Genomic DNA, 17,914 nt, shown 5'->3' on the forward strand with positions numbered 1-17,914 from the left:
TGCAACTGGTGGATCATTTTTTGAATTTATTGTTATATTTACCCATGCTTCATTACTATCTGCTCCATCATTATCCTTTACTTTATATTTGAATGAATCTGAGCCATGATAATTTGCGTCTGGTAGGTATGTTACTGTTCCATTTGCATTTACTGTTACATTTCCATGAGATGCATTTTGGGTTATTGTTACACTGCTTGCATTTATTGTTCCATCTATATCATAGTCATTTTCCAATATGTTTATTATAACAGGTGTATCTTCATCTGTTGTGCAATAATCATTATTTGCAACTGGAGGATCATTTACTGGTGTTATAGTGATATAAACTGTTGAAATGTTGCTATAATCTTTTCCATCATATGCTTGATATGTGAAATTATCCTCGCCACTATAATTTGCATGAGGTGTATAAGTAAATGAGCCATCTGAATTTAGTGTTAATGTTCCATGAGATGGACCGTTTTCTAAAACAGCAGTTAAAGGATCATTATCGCCATCATAGTCATTTCCTAATACTCCAGGTGCATTTACAGTTAAAGTAGTATCTTCATCTGTGCTATAATAATCATCAATTGCAACTGGTGGTGAATTTTCTACATTAACATATGCACTATCTTCATCATAAACAATAATATAGCTTATATTTCCTTCAGCGGTTACATTTGCTAAATTTGTAAAATTTCCATTTCCGCTAACAGTAACATTAAAAGTAATATAAAACCATGTTGAATTTGAAAATGGCCCTGTCAAATTCCATGAAATATTATTTCCCCATTGAATTGGATCACTTAAGGGTGTATCATTCTTTTTAGCGGATCCATTTATATAACTAAATGAATTTGGTAATATATCTGTAATATTTATATAAGATAAATTCTCTGTCCCAGTGCTGATCACTGTTATATTAAAAGTAACTATATCTCCAGAACGAACATTAACAGATTCATCCCAATATGAATTATTCCATACAGTTTTACTTGCTGTTATGTTTGGATATCTTGGAGTAATTGGAGGAATACTTACATTTGCATAATTTGAGTTATAGTGATAACTTTTTCCCTTATTATCTTGAATTATTGCATTAATATCAGCAATACCGCTTCCAACCGCACGGAATCTGTAAATTACATAGTGATAATCTTCTGCAAAAGAGGAATTACTGGTATACACCTCATGAATAGTTGCTAGTGTATCATTACTCTCATTTTTTTTATGAACTGTAACATTAACTAATTCAATTATAGCGGGATCGTATTCTAATGGAAAACCACATTCATCTATATCCCTAGTGACATTATCCCATACATGACTTCAAATTCTTCCCCTATTGCAGGATTTGCATTTGAAATATAAACAAACTCCGAGCTGTCTTGACTCTGCTCTTGTAATCCCTCAACCCTTAAAGTTTGGCTTGCATTTGCGGGAGTTGCATTATCCGCTGTAACAGTTATTGTAAATGCTCTTGTATATCTCTCTTTACTTGTTATATTATCTCTTGTTATATTTACAACAAAGAAAACATCCTTACTGCTATTCGCTTCTATGATTCCAATATTTTTTGTTGTTCTTTCATTTCCATGTAGGTAAATATAAGTTGAATTATTTATTGAATTCCAGTTAAAATTTACAACAACATTTTTTGCATTAGAAGAGCCATTATTCCATATTCTTAATTGAACAACTGAACAATTCGGCCCTTGTGTAGCTGGCTTATTATTATCTATTCCTATAACATTCCATGAGACAATTGCCACCTCTAAAGTAGGGGTGTTTTGTCCTTCTATTATCCTTGGAATCAAAACTCCTCCCGCTATTATTATCGCTATCCCTATTATTCCCAATTTTTTGAGAGAATGCCCTCTCTCAGCTTTTTTCTCATTTTTCATTTTTTATCAGCCTCTATTTAAAAATGAATTGAACGGTATTTAAATCTTTCTACTGAATTAAAAAATTTTACTAAAAATTACGACTTTGCTATCAATTTGCTTATTTTATCGATTTCAAAAATTCATCCCACAGCGTATTTTTTGCAAAATCAGTGGAAGAATAATATTTTGAATAATATAAGGGCAATGGGAAATAAATTGAACCATTTCCATATAAAATTGAGGACAAATTAAAATTAATCTTGTTTGCAAATGAATAAAGCTCAATATATTGCGTATTTATTGCGCTTTCATTTCTTGCATCCCAGAAACTTGAATTTCTTACCGCATCAATAAAGCATTCAAATTGCTCCATAAATTCATCAAACATGCTCAAATTCCATATCCCGAGCTTTGGAGAAGCATAAGAATAATATCTCATATATTCCTCATAAATTATCCCGCAAAATTCCTCCACGCTTTCATCCCCACAAACCCTTCCAAAAATTGCCCCATGCGGCAAGCCCGTCGCAAGCACCGCCGAAGGACACGCAAGCATATATTCAGAGCAATTTCTCAGAGCAAATGCAACCTCTATGCATCCCATATGGCATGAAGAAAAAACTATTATGCTCATATTTTTATTCTCCAATACATTTTTAATTTCTCCTAACTCCAGCGTGTCAGAGCTACTTTTATCTAAGCATGTTCCCGCCCATCCATTTCCATGCCCCCAAAATTCAATCACATAATTTTTTGCTTTTAAATTTTCCTGAGCAAATGTTACAAATTCCTCCAAAATTGAAGCATCACCCATATTCAGCTCATTTTTTTCAATTATTGTTATAGAATTATTCATAATTATATAGAGAGCGGAATCATTGTTTAGTGAACCATCAAAAAGAATTGCAATTCCTACGCTATTGTTGATGGAAAGCAATTCATTTACCTCATTTACTGCATAATTATATAAATCATTATCCCCGCTAATATAAACCAGATAACCCCAATTGAGCAAGTATTCATGTTCTAAACTTTCATTATAAGTATCTTCAATTTCATCCTCATTGGTTTGATTCGATTCGATTAAATCATTGTTTTCATTTTCCTCATTTTGGTATTCATTCTCCTCGGTTTCATTTTCTCCCTCCCCGTTGCCATAATTGCTTTCTTGCGCACTTTCATTAAATTCTTCAGCTATGCTTTCGCTATCATTGCTTCCTCCTGATGCACTTTCATTTTGCTGGTTTTCCTCTTCTTCATTACCATCTATTTCATTTTCTTCACTTTCATTATATTCTTCATTTTCTCCCTCCCCGTTGCCATAATTGCTTTCTTGCGCACTTTCATTAAATTCTTCAGCTATGCTTTCGCTATCATTGCTTCCTCCTGATGCACTTTCATTTTGCTGGTTTTCCTCTTCTTCATTACCATCTATTTCATTTTCTTCACTTTCATTATATTCTTCATTTTCTCCCTCCCCGTTGCCATAATTGCTTTCTTGCGCACTTTCATTAAATTCTTCAGCTATGCTTTCGCTATCATTGCTTCCTCCTGATGCACTTTCATTTTGCTGGTTTTCCTCTTCTTCATTACCATCTATTTCATTTTCAATGCTTTCATTTCCTTGAATTGGCTCATTTTGATTTTCTGTATTCACTTCATTTTCTTCACTTTCATTATACTCCTCTATCCCTGCGCCATCATTTTCATTTTCCTCTTTAATCCCATTTTCATCTTGAACTGGCTTTTCTGGCAAATTATCAATATTTTTTATTGCATCAAAAAGCTTCGGGAAAATTAAATAAAAAAGGGAAAGAAATGAAGAGGGCAAGTGACGAGATAATTTTTCCTCAAGCGAAGATGATTTTACATAAATGCAAGTAGATGAGGAAACAATGCATATACAAACAAACATTGCCAATAATTTATTTAATTTCATATTGCTCACATTTTGCTAACAAAATGTAAATAAATTGCAATTATATAAATTTTTCCAAAACAATTATAAATTAGCAATGCATTAAAAACGAGATGAGGAAAAAAATAATGCTGATAATTGATGATGAAAAGGAAATACATGAATTGATTAAGGAATATCTATCTCCATTAAATATTGAGTTTTATTCTGCTTATAGTGGCGAGGAGGGTGTGAAAATGTACAATGAGTTGATGGCAAAGAATAAAAAACCTGATTTAGTAGTGATGGACTTAAATTTATCTGGATCAAGAAAGTTTGAAGATTTAATAAAGCAGATTGAAGGAAAAGAAATGGATGGAGTAAAAACAACAGAAGAGATATTGAAAATAGATAAAAATGCAAATGTTGTTGGATTTACCGCATTTGCCCATCTTGAATGGGGAAAGAGGTTGAAATCACTGGGAATAAAAAATGTTTTTGGAAGGGAAATAGGATTTGACGGATTTGCTAAAAAAATAAATGAACTCCTATCATGAAGAAGATCTTTTCTTATTCAAAGCTGATTCGGCTTCCTGGGCTTGGGGGGCTTGCAATTCCACCTGTGTTTGGAGCTATATCTGTTGGAGTTTATGATTTTTATTCTCTTGCCCTGCTTTTTATAATCGGGGCGGTTTCGGCAATATATGGTTTTGTTCTGAATGATTATGCGGATGTTGAGCTCGATAGTTTGGTGCCAGAGTTAAGAGGTAAGCCAATTGTCAGTGGAGAAATTTCAAGAAAAAATGCCATAGCGGTATGTTTCTTTTCAGTTCTAATTGCATTTCTTTCAATAACAATATTATGGAGGGGGAAAGTTATAGATGAGCTTAAATTTTCCGCATTTGTAAGCATTTTTCTTGCAGGTGTATTAGGGAGCATATATAATTTATATGGAAAGAAAATTGCTGGCTCCGATTTTTTTGTTGCAATTTCAATGTCTTTTGTATTTCTATTCGGTGCTTTATCTTTTGATAAACCAAATTTGCTGACATGGATAATTTTTATTCTTACTTTTGAGCAAACATTGCATATGAACGCAATTGAAGGAGGAATAAAAGATGCGGATCATGACTTTCTTATGGGTGTTAAAAACATTGCACTGACAAGCGGTTTAAAGGTAGAGAAAAATAAAATTTTCATTCCCATGTCATTTAAATTATTTGGCTTTTTACTCCGCCTCTCTTCAGCAATCTTAATTTTCATTCCTTTCATATATGGCCTAAATTATGATATATGGCAAATTTCCCTGCTTATTCTCCTAACCCTCTCTTTTCTTTACATTGAAATAAGATTTTTGAGCATAAAGGAATTTGATAGAGCAAAAATAAGAAAAATGATAAGCTCAGCAGCATTTATAAGATATGCGGTTGTTCCCATAATGCTTGTAAGCAAAATTGGCTTCCTTGGCATATTTCTCGCAATTTTCCCTATATCATGGTATATAGCATTTGTTCCTCTAACAGGCGTAAAGCCATTCCAGCCTGAAATGTAAAAGGGATGAAAATGAAGGCATGCATAATCGGCGCGGGCGTCGGCGGGCTCGCAACGGGCGCAATGCTTGCAGAAAATGGATGGGAGGTGGAGATTTATGAAAAGGAAAAGATAGCGGGCGGGAGGGCAATGTCCTTGAAATTGGGCGAGGAGTATTTTGAAATGCTGAAGAAATTTAATATTTCTGTTTTGGAAGTTTCTGGAGAATATGAGGAAAAAGAGCTGGATTTAGGTTTTCATTTAATTGGGGGTGGAAAGAAGGGTGGATGTGCAAGATTGCTGAAAAATTTAGGAATAGAAGTTGAATTTATTGGCTCAAAAATCGGTTTTATAGGAAAGGAAATAAATTATCCATTTTTAAGCGGGTATGATAAAATAAAGATGTTGCCAAGAATAATACAGCTCCTTACAACAAGGAAAAGCAAGATAGAGGAAATGAAAAAAAATTCAATGGAGGAGATGATCAAAAAATATGGGAAGGGGAAAATGAAAGATGTTCTTGAAATTTTCCCCCGTCTTGTAACAACTGTTAATGATTTGAGTAAAATTTCCGCGGGCGAATTTTTTTTTGCACAGCGTGAATTGCTTGGGGGTGAACCAGTTGTATATCCAAAAAATGGTTTGGGAGAAATATCAAAAAAGTTAAAGGAATATATAGAAGGGAAGGGAGGGAAAATATTTTTTGGGGAGAAAGTAGATGAAATTTTAATAGAGGATGGAATTGCAAATGGAATAAGAACTGGAGAAGAGGAAAAATATTATGATGCAATAATTTCAACAATTCCATTGCAAAAAATTTTTTCAATAGCAGATGAAAAGCATTTTCCAAAAGAATGGGCAAATTATATAAAAAATCTCAGGCCAACCGCAAGCCTTGTTTCATATCACGCGGTTGATTTCAATGGCTTAAAAAATAAATCATTTGTTTTTATTGAAAAAAATTGTGGGTTTGAAGGAAATGATGTTGTTGGAATGATTGATTTTAAGAAAGAGGGAATAATTCAATCTTATGCAATATGCTCACCAGAAGAAGCAAAAAGCAAAAAGAAGATGGAAGAATTGAGAAAAATAATTGAGAAAAATTTAGAAAAACTTATCCAGGGAAAGAAAATAAAATGGTATATTTATTCAGCGGTAAGATATTTAGATGGAGTTGCAAAGACAATTGATTGCATAAAGCCAAATGTTACCACACCATTGAAAAATTTATATGTTGGGGGAGATTATGTTAATTCAAAAGGAGTTGGAGTAAATTGTGCGGTTGATTCCGCGAACTTAATTTCTTCTATTCTTTTAGCATAACTTATTATTTCGGCATAACTTTTTCATTCTTTATCTTAATAATTTCCGCCTTCTCCATTACTTTAAGAATTTCTTTTATTGCTTCCTCCTCAATTAATATTTCTTCCTCTCCTTCTTCATCTTTCCTATATATTTCCATCATTTCTTCAACAATTTCATTAATACCAAACTTTTTCCCTTTCAATTTTCCTAATATTTCATCAACCAAGGTAAGCATAAAGAAGAGTTTTCCATATCTTGGTTTCTCTTCACATAATTTCTTTACCCTATCAATCTCATATAAAACGTCGAGCATATTTGCATAAACATCTGAGTTTTTAAAGACCTCTATTGTATATTCTTTTTTCAAACCCAATTTATCCGCTTCTTCATCACTTACATCAAAATATCTCCTTATGGAAAGATTATCCGCTATTTTTCCATACATTTTTCCTTCTCTGTGCTCTACTCCATTGTTTATCAAAAGGGTATGAATGTCTTTTATAATATCCAATTCTTTAAGCCATTGGAGAATATATTTATTAAAATTTTCCTCTCCTAATTTTTCAATAATTTCTTTCTGTTTTTCCTCTGTTTGCTCAGCAATCCATGGAATGATGCTAAGTCCATCAGGCATTTCCGCTATATTCAATGATTTTTTAATCTCTTCATATTTTTTCCTCTCTGGCAAGAATTTTTCAAGAAATATATTATCAAAATATTCTATTTCCATTCCTTCCTTAAAAATTTCTCTTGCAGCTTCAATCTTCTTTTCCACATCTAAAATCGCTTCTGCAATAATCCCTTCCTTATATTTCTCTTTCAGCTCTTTTATATCTCCTTCAACAAAATATTTTAACTCAATCGTTGCATCTAAATAATTCCTTATATCGCATCCAACACCCGCTCCCCTCAAATCTCCCATTACTTCATCAATCTCATCTTCAATAAATGTCCCAACATATACTCGCATGAAGAAAAACATCGCCAACTATTTTAATTTATCTATGCGGGGGGTGGGGATCGAACCCACGAAGGCCTTCGCCACAGGGTCCTAAGCCCTGCGCCTTTACCTCTTGGCTACCCCCGCAGGAGCTTAATTGCTATTGGTAAAAAATTTAATTCTTTAATAATCTTTGCTTTATCGGTGCTGAATGTCCTTATTGTGTATTTTTCCGCCTCCCATCCATTTTCCCTTATCTTCTGCAAAGCCTGCATTTTGTGTAATTTATAGTTTTCATAGTTACGATGCATTGAAATTGATACATATTCAAAATTTCTTGAGGCAAAGAATATTGTTGGATCATCAATAATTTTTTTAATTTCATCATTAGCAGGAGAATATTTTGGATCAAATATTAAATGACAAAATGAGAGAATTTTCAAATTCATTTTTGAGAAATCTGGAACAGCTATTAATTTTATCATTTCGTTAAAAAATTTTTTCTTCATTCTTCCAACTGTATGGCGAGTTATACCAACTTCTTCAGCAATTTCTTTAATTGATGTTTCTGGATTTTCAATAAATTTGCAAAATACCTCCACTTCCTTTTTGCTCAAGTTTGCTTTCTTTACTCTAAACAAATTTTCATCCTGAGATTTATCATTTATATCAAATAAATTGCTCAACAGGGGGGCAAAGGTAAAAAAGCGATAAATTCTGCTTATTTCAAATGGAAATATAACTTCTTTTGGATATTCCCTGTCAAGCAATCCAAGTTTTCCAAAGGTTCTTGCCCTTGTATCATTTATCTTTCCTATATCAGTATAATTTCTTGAAAAACTTATTGAAAATCCTTTATCTTCTTCACCCATGGAAAATACTATTTCTTCATAAGCCTCAATATTTTTTTCAGTTATCTCTATTCTCTTTTCAAGAGGGATTACTGGATTGAAATTTGTATGGGTTAAAACAAGCATTTCCGCCCCTAAATTCTGGAGCATTGGAACTGATAAAATCTTGTAATATCCCTCTTTCTTTAACCTTTTCCTAATGGCGGAAACTGTTGATTGTTTTAAAGAAATTTTTTCTGATAAAAGCTTGTCATTATAATTTGGAAATTTTACAATTCCATAAAGAACCTTTTTTTCATTATTTGTCAAATCCATGTATGAAAATGGATTAATGAATTAAAATATTTTTCCTAAAAATTTTCTCGACTTATGTATTTTCCTTTAACTTCCGGATACTTGCTTCTCTCATAATTCTCGCACCATTTCTGGTTTTACAAAATCCAGATTCGCTTTCTCCTCTTTAATATAGCAAAGATTCTTTAATCACAATTTTATTTAAACCATGATTTTAAATTTAACTCTTTATCAAAATATAATTTTGTAAATTTTTATTGAAAAAAAATTAACATTTTTGCAAAAATTTAAGCTTTTTTTTCTCGAGCTGGAAAAATATTTATATATCAAATTTTATATCGCAATAAAATGAAATACTGGACAAAAGAAGAGCTAAAACCACCTCATGGAAAGATTTACTTAATAAAGGATAGATGCAAGGGTTGTGGATTTTGTATTGAATTTTGCCCTAAAAAAGTGCTGGTTGAAAGCGAGGAATTCAATTCAAAAGGATATCACCCTCCAAAGCTCGATGAAAGCAGGGATAAATGCATTGCATGTGGTTTCTGCGCCCTTGTGTGTCCTGAATTTGCAATTTATATGGAGGAAGAGAATGAAAGCTAAATTTTACAGTGGAAATATTGCCTGTGCAGAAGGAGCATTGCGTGCGGGCTGCAGATTTTTTGCGGGCTATCCAATCACTCCTTCAACAGAAATTGCAGAGCACATGGCATTAAAGCTACCAAAAGTGGGAGGAATTTTCATCCAGATGGAGGACGAGATTGCATCAATAGCGGCGGTGCTCGGCGCCTCCTGGGGCGGGCTGAAGGCAATGACCGCCACAAGCGGGCCAGGCTTCAGCTTGATGCAGGAGAATATAGGGCTTGCTGCGATTACAGAAACACCTTGTGTGATTGTTGATGTGCAGAGAGCGGGACCGAGCACAGGAATGCCTACTCTTGTTGGACAAGGAGATGTGATGCAGGCAAGATGGGGGAGCCACGGGGATTATGAAGTAGTTGCTCTTTCTCCTTCTACACCCGAGGAATGCTTTTATATGACTATAAAGGCGTTTAATTTATCTGAAGAGTATAGATGCCCAGTTATCCTTTTGATGGATGAAAGTGTTGGGCATACAAGCGAAAAGATTATAATTGATGATGAAAAAATTGAGATTTTTGAAAGAAGAAAGCCAACAGATAAGCCATATTTCCCGTTTGATGAAAATGCTCCAATGGCATGCTGTGGAGGTGGATATAGGGTTCATGTAACTGGATTAACTCATGATAGGAAGGGTTATCCAATGGCTACTTCTCCAGAAGTTCAGGAATGGCTTGTAAGGAAAATATGCGATAAAATAAGAAATAATGAGGCAAGGATAAGGAGCATTGAAGAATTTTTGATGGATGATGCAAAGCTTGCGCTTGTTTCTTTTGGTGGCCCTGCAAGAAGTTGCAAATCCGCAGTAAAAAAAGCAAGGAATGAAGGATATAAAGTTGGATTGATAAGGCTTAAGACAATATGGCCATTCCCAGAGGAATATTTTGAAAAAATGAAGGATATGGATTTTTTGGTTGTTGAGGTTAATTACGGGCAGATAAAACTTGAAGTTGAGAGATGTGTAAGGAAAAAAGTTCATTTATTGCCAAAAATGGGAGGAGAAATACATAAGCCCGATGAAATATATGAAAAAATAAAGGAGGTTTACAATGATTGAAATAAAAGAGCATCCTTTGGATAAATATCTTCGTGCGGATAGAATACCTCATATATGGTGCCCCGGCTGTGGGCTAGGAAGCATTTTAAATTGCTTCCTTCATGCATTAAAAGAATGTAAAATTGATTTGGATAACCTTGCAATTGTATCTGGAATAGGTTGTACCGGCAGGGTTGCTGGCTATCTTAATGTTGATTCCTACCATACAACTCATGGAAGGGCGATACCTTTTGCAACAGGATTAAAGCTTGCAAATCCAAAAATAAAGGTAGTTGTATTCAGTGGAGATGGTGACTTATTTGCAATAGGAGGAAATCATTTCATACATGCTGCAAGAAGAAATGTTGATATCACAGTTATATGTGTAAATAATTACAATTATGGAATGACAGGCGGGCAACTAGGCCCAACCACTCCTATTGGAGCAAAAACAACAACCACTCCATATGGAAACTTTGAGCATCCTTTCAATCTTTGTAAGGTTGCAGCGGCGAGCGGGGCGGTTTATGTTGCGAGATGGACCGCATTGCATGTAAGGAGACTTAAAGAGAGTATGAAGGAAGCGCTTATGAAAAAAGGATTTTCGTTCGTTGAGGTTATTGCTTCTTGCCCAACAACATATGGAAGATATAATAAAATGCCAACTGGATTGGATACAATGAAATACTATAAAGAAAACTCCATTATAATGCATAGTATAGACCCAAATAAAACAGATATAGATGATAGGATAATTGTTGGAAAATTTGTTGACATAGAAAAACCAACATTTGATGAAATGCTAAAAAAGGTGGGCAAATGAGGAAAGAAATAAAATTTGGTGGATTTGGAGGGCAGGGAATTGTTTTAATGGGCAATATAACTGCAAAAGCGGCGGCAATATATGACAACAAATATGCAGTTTTTACTCCTTCATATGGGCCAGAAGCTAGAGGAGGGGCGGCGAGCTCAAATGTTGTAATAGATGATGAGGAAATTGATTATCCTTATGTCACAAAACCAGATATACTTGTTGTGATGAGTCAGGAGGCATATGAGAGATATGCTCCATTACTTAAAGAAGATGGCCTGCTTATAGTGGACGAAGATTTGGTAAAGCTGAAGAATGGGTGCGGGGCAATAAAAATACCAGCAACTAGAATTGCAGAATCTCTTGGAAAAAGAATTGTTGCAAATATAGTTATGCTTGGATTTTTTGCGGGTGTAACAAAAATTGTTTCATATGAAGCAATAAAAAAGGCGGTTCTTGAAACTGTGCCAGAAAAATTCCGTGAGCTAAATGAAAATGCTTTAATGAAGGGATATGAAAGAGGCATAGCATGGCAAAAAGAATAGGAGTATTTGTATGTCATTGCGGAGTTAATATAGCGGGCACAGTAGATGTTGCAAGAGTTGTTAGAGAAATAGCTAACTATCCAGGTGTTGTATTTGCGGTGGACTATCAATATATGTGCTCTGATCCAGGGCAGAATTTAATAAAAAAAGCAATTGAGGAAAAAAATTTGGATGGAGTTGTTGTTGCAGCATGCTCTCCATCAATGCATGAAGAAACTTTCAGAAATGTCTGCAAACAATATTTCAATGAATATAGATGTGAGATGGCAAATATAAGGGAGCATTGCTCATGGGTTCATGAAGGAGAGGAGGCAACAAACAAGGCAATAAAAATAATTAAAGCAATGATTGAAAAATTGAAGGAAAATGAGGATTTAGAACCAATTCTTGTGCCAGTTGAAAAGAAATGCCTTGTGATAGGCGGTGGCATCGCTGGCATACAGAGTGCTTTAGATATTGCGGATGCGGGCTATAATGTTATTTTAGTTGAAAAAGAGCCAAGCATAGGCGGGAGGATGGCCCAGCTGAGCGAAACTTTTCCGACACTTGACTGTTCGCAGTGTATTTTAACCCCAAAAATGGTGGCAGTTGCAAGGCATCCAAAAATAAAGCTACTCACATATTCAGAGGTTATTGATATAAGTGGATATGTTGGAAATTTTCATGTAAAAATACTGAAGAAACCGAGATATGTTGATGAAGATAAATGCACTGTTTGCGGGGATTGTGAAAAAGTCTGCCCTGTTATAGTTCCAAATGAATTTGAAATGGGAAGAAAGCCGAGAAAAGCAATTTATATACCATTTCCGCAAGCGGTTCCATCAACATACACGCTTGATATAAAAAATTGTCTCGGTTTAAATCCTCTTATATGTGGAAAATGCAAGGATAAATGCGAGGCAAAGGCAATTGATTATGATATGAAAGAGCAGATAATTGAGGAAGATGTTGGTGCAATTATTGTTGCAACTGGGTATGATCTTTATGATAAAAATAAATTGATTGAATATGGTTATGGAGAGGATGAAGATATAATCACAAGCATTGAATTTGAAAGAATGCTTTCCGCAAATGGCCCAACAAAAGGGGAAATAATAAAGCCAAGTAATGGAAGAGAGGCAAAGAAAGTTGTTTTTATTCAGTGCGCTGGCTCAAGGGATGAGCAACACATGCCATATTGCAGTTCAATCTGCTGCATGTATACCGCAAAGCATGCATTGCTTTATAAGCATCATGTTCCTGATGGAGATGCATATATATTTTACATAGATATAAGAGCTGGGGGTAAAGGATATGAAGAATTTGTTTCAAGAGTTATGAAGGAGGAGAGGATTAATTATATAAGAGGAAAGGTTGCAAAGATTTATAGGGAAGGAGATAAATTGGTTGTATGCGGGGTGGATACATTAACTGGAAGAAAAGTAGAAGTAAAGGCGGATTTAGTGGTTCTTGCTCTCGCAATCTTGGGAAAAAATGAAATAGCAAAAAAATTGAGGGTTGCAGTTGATGAAGGAGGATTTTTCAAGGAATCTCATCCAAAATTAAAACCTGTTGAATCATTATCTCGAGGAATATATTTTGCGGGCTGTTGCCAAAGCCCGAAGGACATACCCTCCGCGGTTGCGCAGGCGAGTGCATCAGCGAGCAAAGTCCTTGGCCTAATTTCCAGGGACAGGCTTGAAAAAGATCCTCTTATTGCTTTTGTTGATGAAAATTGCTCAGGATGTGGAATATGCATAAGTGTATGTCCATATGGAGCATTGGTTAAGGAGGGAGGGAAGGCAAAATGTATTCCCGCATTATGTGAGGGATGCGGAACATGCTCCGCAGCTTGTCCTAGCAATAATATAGAGATGAAAAATTATAGAGACAAACAAATTGAGAAAATGATTGAGGTGATAATATGAGTTTTGAGCCAAAAATAGTTGCCTTTCTATGCAACTGGTGCAGTTATGCTGGCGCAGATCTGGCAGGAGTGAGCAGATTTAAATATCCACCAAATGTTGTTGCTATAAAAGTGATGTGCTCTGGAAGAGTTGATACGGAATTTATTATAGATGCTTTCAGGAAAGGAGCGGACGGTGTGCTTATTGGAGGATGCCATCCGGGGGATTGCCATTATGTGGAGGGAAACTATAAGGCGAGGAGGAGGGTTGAGATGATGAAAAGGTTGCTCGAGGAAATTGGAATAAATCCAAAAAGGTTAAGAATTGAGTGGATTTCTGCAACAGAAGGAAAGAAATTTGCAAGCGTTGTTGAAGAATTTGTTAAAGAAATAAAAGAGCTTGGGCCGCTGGTGAAAAAATGAAAATTGCGATGTATTGGGGAGCAAGTTGTGGAGGATGTGATGTTTCACTGCTTAGCTTGCATGAGAAAATTCTTGATTTGCTTAAAGAAGTGGAGATAGTTTTCTGGCCATGTGCAATGGATTTCAAATACGAAGATGTGGAAAAAATGCCAGATGGAAGTATAGACATATGTTTTTATAACGGGGCAATAAGAACAGAGGAAAATGAAAAAATTGCAAAATTGCTAAGGAAAAAATCTAAAAAATTGGTTGCATATGGCTCATGTGCAATTGAAGGATGTGTTATAGGTCTTGCAAATTTATATAGTAGAGAGGAAATTCTTAAAGAGGTTTATTCGAAGGATGTGCCGGGAGAGGATTTGCCGGAATTCTTGCCATATTTAAAAACCCTTGAACAAGTTGTGAGCATAGATGCTTCCATTCCTGGATGTCCTCCTCCAACTCCAATTCTTGAAGATGCATTGAATGCTCTTTTGCAAGGAAGGCAATTTGGAAAAAATGTTGCATTATGCGATGAATGCCCACGCAAAGACAGCAAACCTGACAAAATAGAAATAGATAATATTTACAGATGGCATGAAAAAAAGGATAGCGGGGAATGCTTCCTCGCCCAGGGAATAATATGCATGGGTCCAGCAACTAGAGGAGGTTGCAAAGCGGAATGCATTACCGCGAATATTCCATGTACTGGATGTGTTGGTCCGATTCCAAAAATTAAGGAGCAGGGAATTAGTATGATTTCTGCAATTGCTTCAATAATTAGCAATAAAAACGAAGATGAAGTAATTGAAAAGATAGAGGATTATGTTGGCACATTTTATAAATATTCAGCTGCAAAGCTTTTGCCAGAAGGGAGGTTGAAAGATGAAAGTTAGTAGCATAAAAGTTAGTATTGACCCAATAACAAGGCTTGAAGGGCATGGAAAAATAGACATATTTTTAGATGAAAATGGAAATGTAACCAATGCAAGAGTTCAGACTCCTGAGCTGAGGGGCTTCGAGAAATTCTGCGTTGGAAGAAAAGCGGAAGATATGCCAATAATAACCGCCCGCATATGTGGTGTCTGCCCTGAGGCGCATCATATCGCTTCCGCAAAGGCACTTGACATGGCCTTCGGGGCGCCCCCGCCGAGGACAGCGCACCTGATCAGGGAGTTGCTATACAATGCTTATATATTCTATGACCACTGCCTCCATCTCTATTATCTAGGGGGAATTGATGTTTTGCTCGGGGATGTTGAGAAAAAGGACAGGAATGTTATAGGATTGATTAAAAAATTTGGCTTGGAGTTGGGAGCTGAGATAATAAAGCACAGGAGATATGCAATGGAGACAATAAAGATGGTCGGGGGAAGGGAAATTCATCCGGTATGCGCAATTCCTGGAGGAGTAAGCAAGAGAATAAAGGAAGAAGAGAGGAAAGAGATAGAGGAAAAGTTTTCAAAATGCATCTCATTTGCTGAGAGAAGCATTGCCCTATTTAAAGAAGTTTTTGATAGCGATAGATGGAATGAATTGCTTGGGCTTGATGAAATAAAAACTTATTATATGGGAATTGTTGATTCAGATAATAGGGTCAATTATTATGATGGAAACATAAGAATTGTCTCTCCTTCTGGAAAGGAATTTGCAAAGCTTAAACCAAATGAATTGATTGAAAACATTGATGAGCATATTGAAAAATGGAATTATGTTAAATATCCCTATTTAAAGAAGGTGGGATGGCATGGATTTGTTGATGGAGAAAAAAGCGGGGTATATAGAGTTGGTCCTCTCGGAAGAATTAATTCTGCGGATGGAATGAATACTCCAATTGCAAATAAAGAATTTAAGGAATTCAGGAAAAATGGAATTGTTCACAAAACATTTGCATATTATCATGCCCGCTTAATAGAAATGCTAAATGCTGCTGAAAGAGTTTATTATCTTTGCCAGGAAAAGGATATAACAAGCGATGATATAAGGAGTATGCCAACAAAAACTGGCGAGGGAATAGGAATTGTTGAAGCGGCGAGGGGTGTTCTTATTCATCACTATGATGTAGATGAAAAAGGCCTTATAAGGAAAGTTAATTTGATAGTAGCAACAACAAATAACAATGCTGCAATAAATATGAGTGTTGCAAATACCGCAAAAAAAGTTATAAAAAACGGAGAAGTGAATGATATATTGCTTAATAAAGTAGAATCATCTTTCAGATGCTATGATCCCTGCATGGCCTGTGCAAGCCATGCAATAGGAAGAATGCCAACAATCATAAACTTATATAGGAATGGAGAGCTTTATAAGAGGTTGGTCAGGGATGCGTAAGATAGTTGTTGGGGTTGGAAATCCTCTGCTTGGAAATGACGGGGTGGGAATTGCTGTTGCTGATATGTTGCAAGATATATCAGATGATATATCTAGCGATATAAAAATTGAGAAATCAATGGCGGGGGGAATAGAAATCTGTGAGATGATATCTGGTTACGATCTAGCAATAATAATAGATGCATATAGAGGGGAAAGAAATGGAAATGTGAAGGAAATAAGCATAGATGAGTATGAAGGAAGGGTAAATCATGATGTAAATTTCATAAACGCTTACAATATTTTGAAGAAATATTTTAAAATGCCTGAAGTTAAAATTATAGGTATTGAAGTAAGCGATATTGATTATGGAGAAATTTCTGAAGAAGTAAAGAAAGCTATTCCAAATGTAATTGAAAAAATTAAGAAAATTTTGGAGGACGAAAATGCTTGCAGAAAAGGTTGAAGAATTATCTGGAGAAAATCTATATGCATGCTACCAGTGCGGAAAATGCTCCGCGGGCTGTCCGATGGCTGAAATGATGGATTTTCTTCCAAATCAAGTCATATTGCTTATATTAAGAGGGGATGAAGGGGTTATAGATTCAAAAACTCCATGGATATGTGCTCAATGTTATCAATGCGGAACAAGGTGCCCAAAAAATGTTGATATAACAAAAATTATGGAGGCTTTAAGGGCTATAAAACTCAGGAAAAATATTGACCATTTAAAGATAAATAAATTGAAGAAGTTGCCACAGATAGCGGTTGTAAGTGCAACAAGAAAATATACGGGGTGAAAAATGAAAATAGCATACTATCCAGGATGTACTTTAAAAACAGATGCAAAAAATTTTGAGAATGCTACAATAAATTTATTTAAAAAATTAGGGGTTGAATTAATTGAATTGAAAAAATGGTATTGCTGTGGAACAGTTTATAGCCTAACAAAAGATAATTTGATGTACAGGCTCGCTGCAATAAGAAACCTAATAAAAGCAAAAGAGGAAGGTTATGATAAAATAACAACATTATGCTCCATCTGCTATAATACATTAAAACAAGCAAATGAGATGGCAAGAAATGATAGGGAAGCAATGGATAAAATAAATTCTTTTATGGAAGAGGAAATTGATTATGATGGAAGTGTAGAGATTATTCATCCTCTAGAGATTTTAAAAAATATGGAAGATAAAATAAGGGAGAATGTAAAAAAGCCTTTGAATAAAAAATATGCATCCTATTATGGCTGTCTGCTCCTCCGTCCAAAAAATATTGCAATTGATGAATTTGAAAATCCAAGCATTATGGAAAGAATGTTAGAAGCATGTGGTGGAAAGTTGATAAATTTTCCTTTAAAAAATGAGTGCTGTGGCTCATATACTGTTGTAGAGGATAAAAATGCGGTGGTGGAGAGATGCTATCGCATAATAAGCAATGCAAAAATAAATGGAGCAGATGCAATAATAACAAGCTGTCCGCTCTGCCATTTTAACTTGAGTGAAATTCAGGAAGAAATAAAAAAATGCTATACAACTTTCACCGGCTTGCCTGTCCTTTATTTCACCGAAGTAATGCTGGAAGCATTGGAGGGATAA

The 17,914-nt window shown here is 35.1% G+C and carries 19 protein-coding genes and 1 tRNA gene; 14 read left to right on the forward strand and 6 right to left on the reverse strand.

The window, feature by feature from the left end; genetic code table 11:
- From H5T44_02465 to H5T44_02475, 3 genes are all read right to left on the reverse strand, one after another.
- The coding region (locus H5T44_02465) for a tandem-95 repeat protein (protein ID MBC7081097.1) at window positions 1–1,173 on the reverse strand (1,173 nt) is incomplete at its 3' end.
- Between the two features lie 107 nt (window positions 1,174–1,280).
- Window positions 1,281–1,889 (reverse strand): hypothetical protein, encoded by a 609-nt coding sequence (locus tag H5T44_02470; GenBank protein ID MBC7081098.1) that lies wholly within the window; start codon window positions 1,887–1,889, stop codon window positions 1,281–1,283.
- Between the two features lie 100 nt (window positions 1,890–1,989).
- Window positions 1,990–3,810, reverse strand: a complete 1,821-nt coding sequence (locus tag H5T44_02475) for a hypothetical protein (GenBank protein ID MBC7081099.1) — start codon at window positions 3,808–3,810, stop codon at window positions 1,990–1,992.
- Window positions 3,811–3,902: 92 nt separating this feature from the next.
- Here H5T44_02475 and H5T44_02480 point away from each other — a divergent pair, with 92 nt between their 5' ends.
- From H5T44_02480 to H5T44_02490, 3 genes are read left to right on the forward strand one after another with little or no spacing between them, the layout of a single operon-like run.
- Window positions 3,903–4,325: a response regulator gene (locus H5T44_02480; GenBank protein ID MBC7081100.1), complete on the forward strand. Its 423-nt coding sequence runs from the start codon at window positions 3,903–3,905 to the stop codon at window positions 4,323–4,325.
- Window positions 4,322–5,320 carry a UbiA prenyltransferase family protein gene (locus H5T44_02485; GenBank protein MBC7081101.1) on the forward strand — a complete coding sequence of 333 codons (999 nt, stop codon included), beginning with the start codon at window positions 4,322–4,324 and terminating at the stop codon, window positions 5,318–5,320. Before H5T44_02480 ends, H5T44_02485 begins: the two co-directional genes overlap by 4 nt.
- 11 nt (window positions 5,321–5,331) lie before the next feature.
- A complete protein-coding gene (locus H5T44_02490; GenBank protein ID MBC7081102.1) occupies window positions 5,332–6,621 on the forward strand; it encodes an NAD(P)/FAD-dependent oxidoreductase in 1,290 nt (429 codons plus the stop codon).
- A 4-nt stretch (window positions 6,622–6,625) separates the two neighbouring features.
- On the opposite strand, the gene H5T44_02495 is transcribed toward H5T44_02490, so the two are convergent.
- From H5T44_02495 to H5T44_02505, 3 genes are all read right to left on the reverse strand, one after another.
- Window positions 6,626–7,573 (reverse strand): hypothetical protein, encoded by a 948-nt coding sequence (locus tag H5T44_02495; protein ID MBC7081103.1) that lies wholly within the window; start codon window positions 7,571–7,573, stop codon window positions 6,626–6,628.
- A gap of 35 nt (window positions 7,574–7,608) precedes the next feature.
- Window positions 7,609–7,690 (reverse strand) — tRNA-Leu (locus tag H5T44_02500).
- Window positions 7,681–8,709: a hypothetical protein gene (locus tag H5T44_02505; GenBank protein MBC7081104.1), complete on the reverse strand. Its 1,029-nt coding sequence runs from the start codon at window positions 8,707–8,709 to the stop codon at window positions 7,681–7,683. Before H5T44_02505 ends, H5T44_02500 begins: the two co-directional genes overlap by 10 nt.
- A gap of 327 nt (window positions 8,710–9,036) precedes the next feature.
- Here H5T44_02505 and H5T44_02510 point away from each other — a divergent pair, with 327 nt between their 5' ends.
- From H5T44_02510 to H5T44_02560, 11 genes are read left to right on the forward strand one after another with little or no spacing between them, the layout of a single operon-like run.
- On the forward strand, window positions 9,037–9,291 hold the full coding sequence (locus H5T44_02510; protein ID MBC7081105.1) for a ferredoxin family protein: 255 nt from the start codon (window positions 9,037–9,039) through the stop codon (window positions 9,289–9,291).
- Entirely contained in the window at window positions 9,281–10,384 is a 1,104-nt protein-coding gene (locus H5T44_02515; GenBank protein ID MBC7081106.1) for a 2-oxoacid:acceptor oxidoreductase subunit alpha, read from the forward strand. The genes H5T44_02510 and H5T44_02515 overlap by 11 nt, the downstream gene beginning before the upstream one ends.
- Window positions 10,377–11,186 carry a 2-oxoacid:ferredoxin oxidoreductase subunit beta gene (locus H5T44_02520; protein ID MBC7081107.1) on the forward strand — a complete coding sequence of 270 codons (810 nt, stop codon included), beginning with the start codon at window positions 10,377–10,379 and terminating at the stop codon, window positions 11,184–11,186. The genes H5T44_02515 and H5T44_02520 overlap by 8 nt, the downstream gene beginning before the upstream one ends.
- On the forward strand, window positions 11,183–11,719 hold the full coding sequence (locus H5T44_02525) for a 2-oxoacid:acceptor oxidoreductase family protein (GenBank protein MBC7081108.1): 537 nt from the start codon (window positions 11,183–11,185) through the stop codon (window positions 11,717–11,719). Before H5T44_02520 ends, H5T44_02525 begins: the two co-directional genes overlap by 4 nt.
- A complete protein-coding gene (locus H5T44_02530; protein ID MBC7081109.1) occupies window positions 11,704–13,626 on the forward strand; it encodes a CoB--CoM heterodisulfide reductase iron-sulfur subunit A family protein in 1,923 nt (640 codons plus the stop codon). Before H5T44_02525 ends, H5T44_02530 begins: the two co-directional genes overlap by 16 nt.
- A complete protein-coding gene (locus H5T44_02535) occupies window positions 13,623–14,027 on the forward strand; it encodes a hydrogenase iron-sulfur subunit (protein MBC7081110.1) in 405 nt (134 codons plus the stop codon). The genes H5T44_02530 and H5T44_02535 overlap by 4 nt, the downstream gene beginning before the upstream one ends.
- Complete coding sequence (locus tag H5T44_02540; protein MBC7081111.1) at window positions 14,024–14,902, forward strand: oxidoreductase; 879 nt, start codon at window positions 14,024–14,026, stop codon at window positions 14,900–14,902. The genes H5T44_02535 and H5T44_02540 overlap by 4 nt, the downstream gene beginning before the upstream one ends.
- Window positions 14,892–16,337, forward strand: a complete 1,446-nt coding sequence (locus H5T44_02545; GenBank protein MBC7081112.1) for a Ni/Fe hydrogenase subunit alpha — start codon at window positions 14,892–14,894, stop codon at window positions 16,335–16,337. Before H5T44_02540 ends, H5T44_02545 begins: the two co-directional genes overlap by 11 nt.
- A complete protein-coding gene (locus tag H5T44_02550) occupies window positions 16,330–16,782 on the forward strand; it encodes a hydrogenase maturation protease (protein MBC7081113.1) in 453 nt (150 codons plus the stop codon). Before H5T44_02545 ends, H5T44_02550 begins: the two co-directional genes overlap by 8 nt.
- Window positions 16,763–17,116: a 4Fe-4S dicluster domain-containing protein gene (locus H5T44_02555; protein MBC7081114.1), complete on the forward strand. Its 354-nt coding sequence runs from the start codon at window positions 16,763–16,765 to the stop codon at window positions 17,114–17,116. The genes H5T44_02550 and H5T44_02555 overlap by 20 nt, the downstream gene beginning before the upstream one ends.
- 3 nt (window positions 17,117–17,119) lie before the next feature.
- The gene (locus H5T44_02560; protein MBC7081115.1) at window positions 17,120–17,914 is read left to right on the forward strand and encodes a CoB--CoM heterodisulfide reductase iron-sulfur subunit B family protein; all 795 of its coding nucleotides are present in this window, start codon (window positions 17,120–17,122) and stop codon (window positions 17,912–17,914) included.

It is taken from the genome of Thermoplasmatales archaeon (genome assembly GCA_014361195.1).
GTDB lineage: Archaea > Thermoplasmatota > E2 > UBA202 > JdFR-43 > JACIWB01.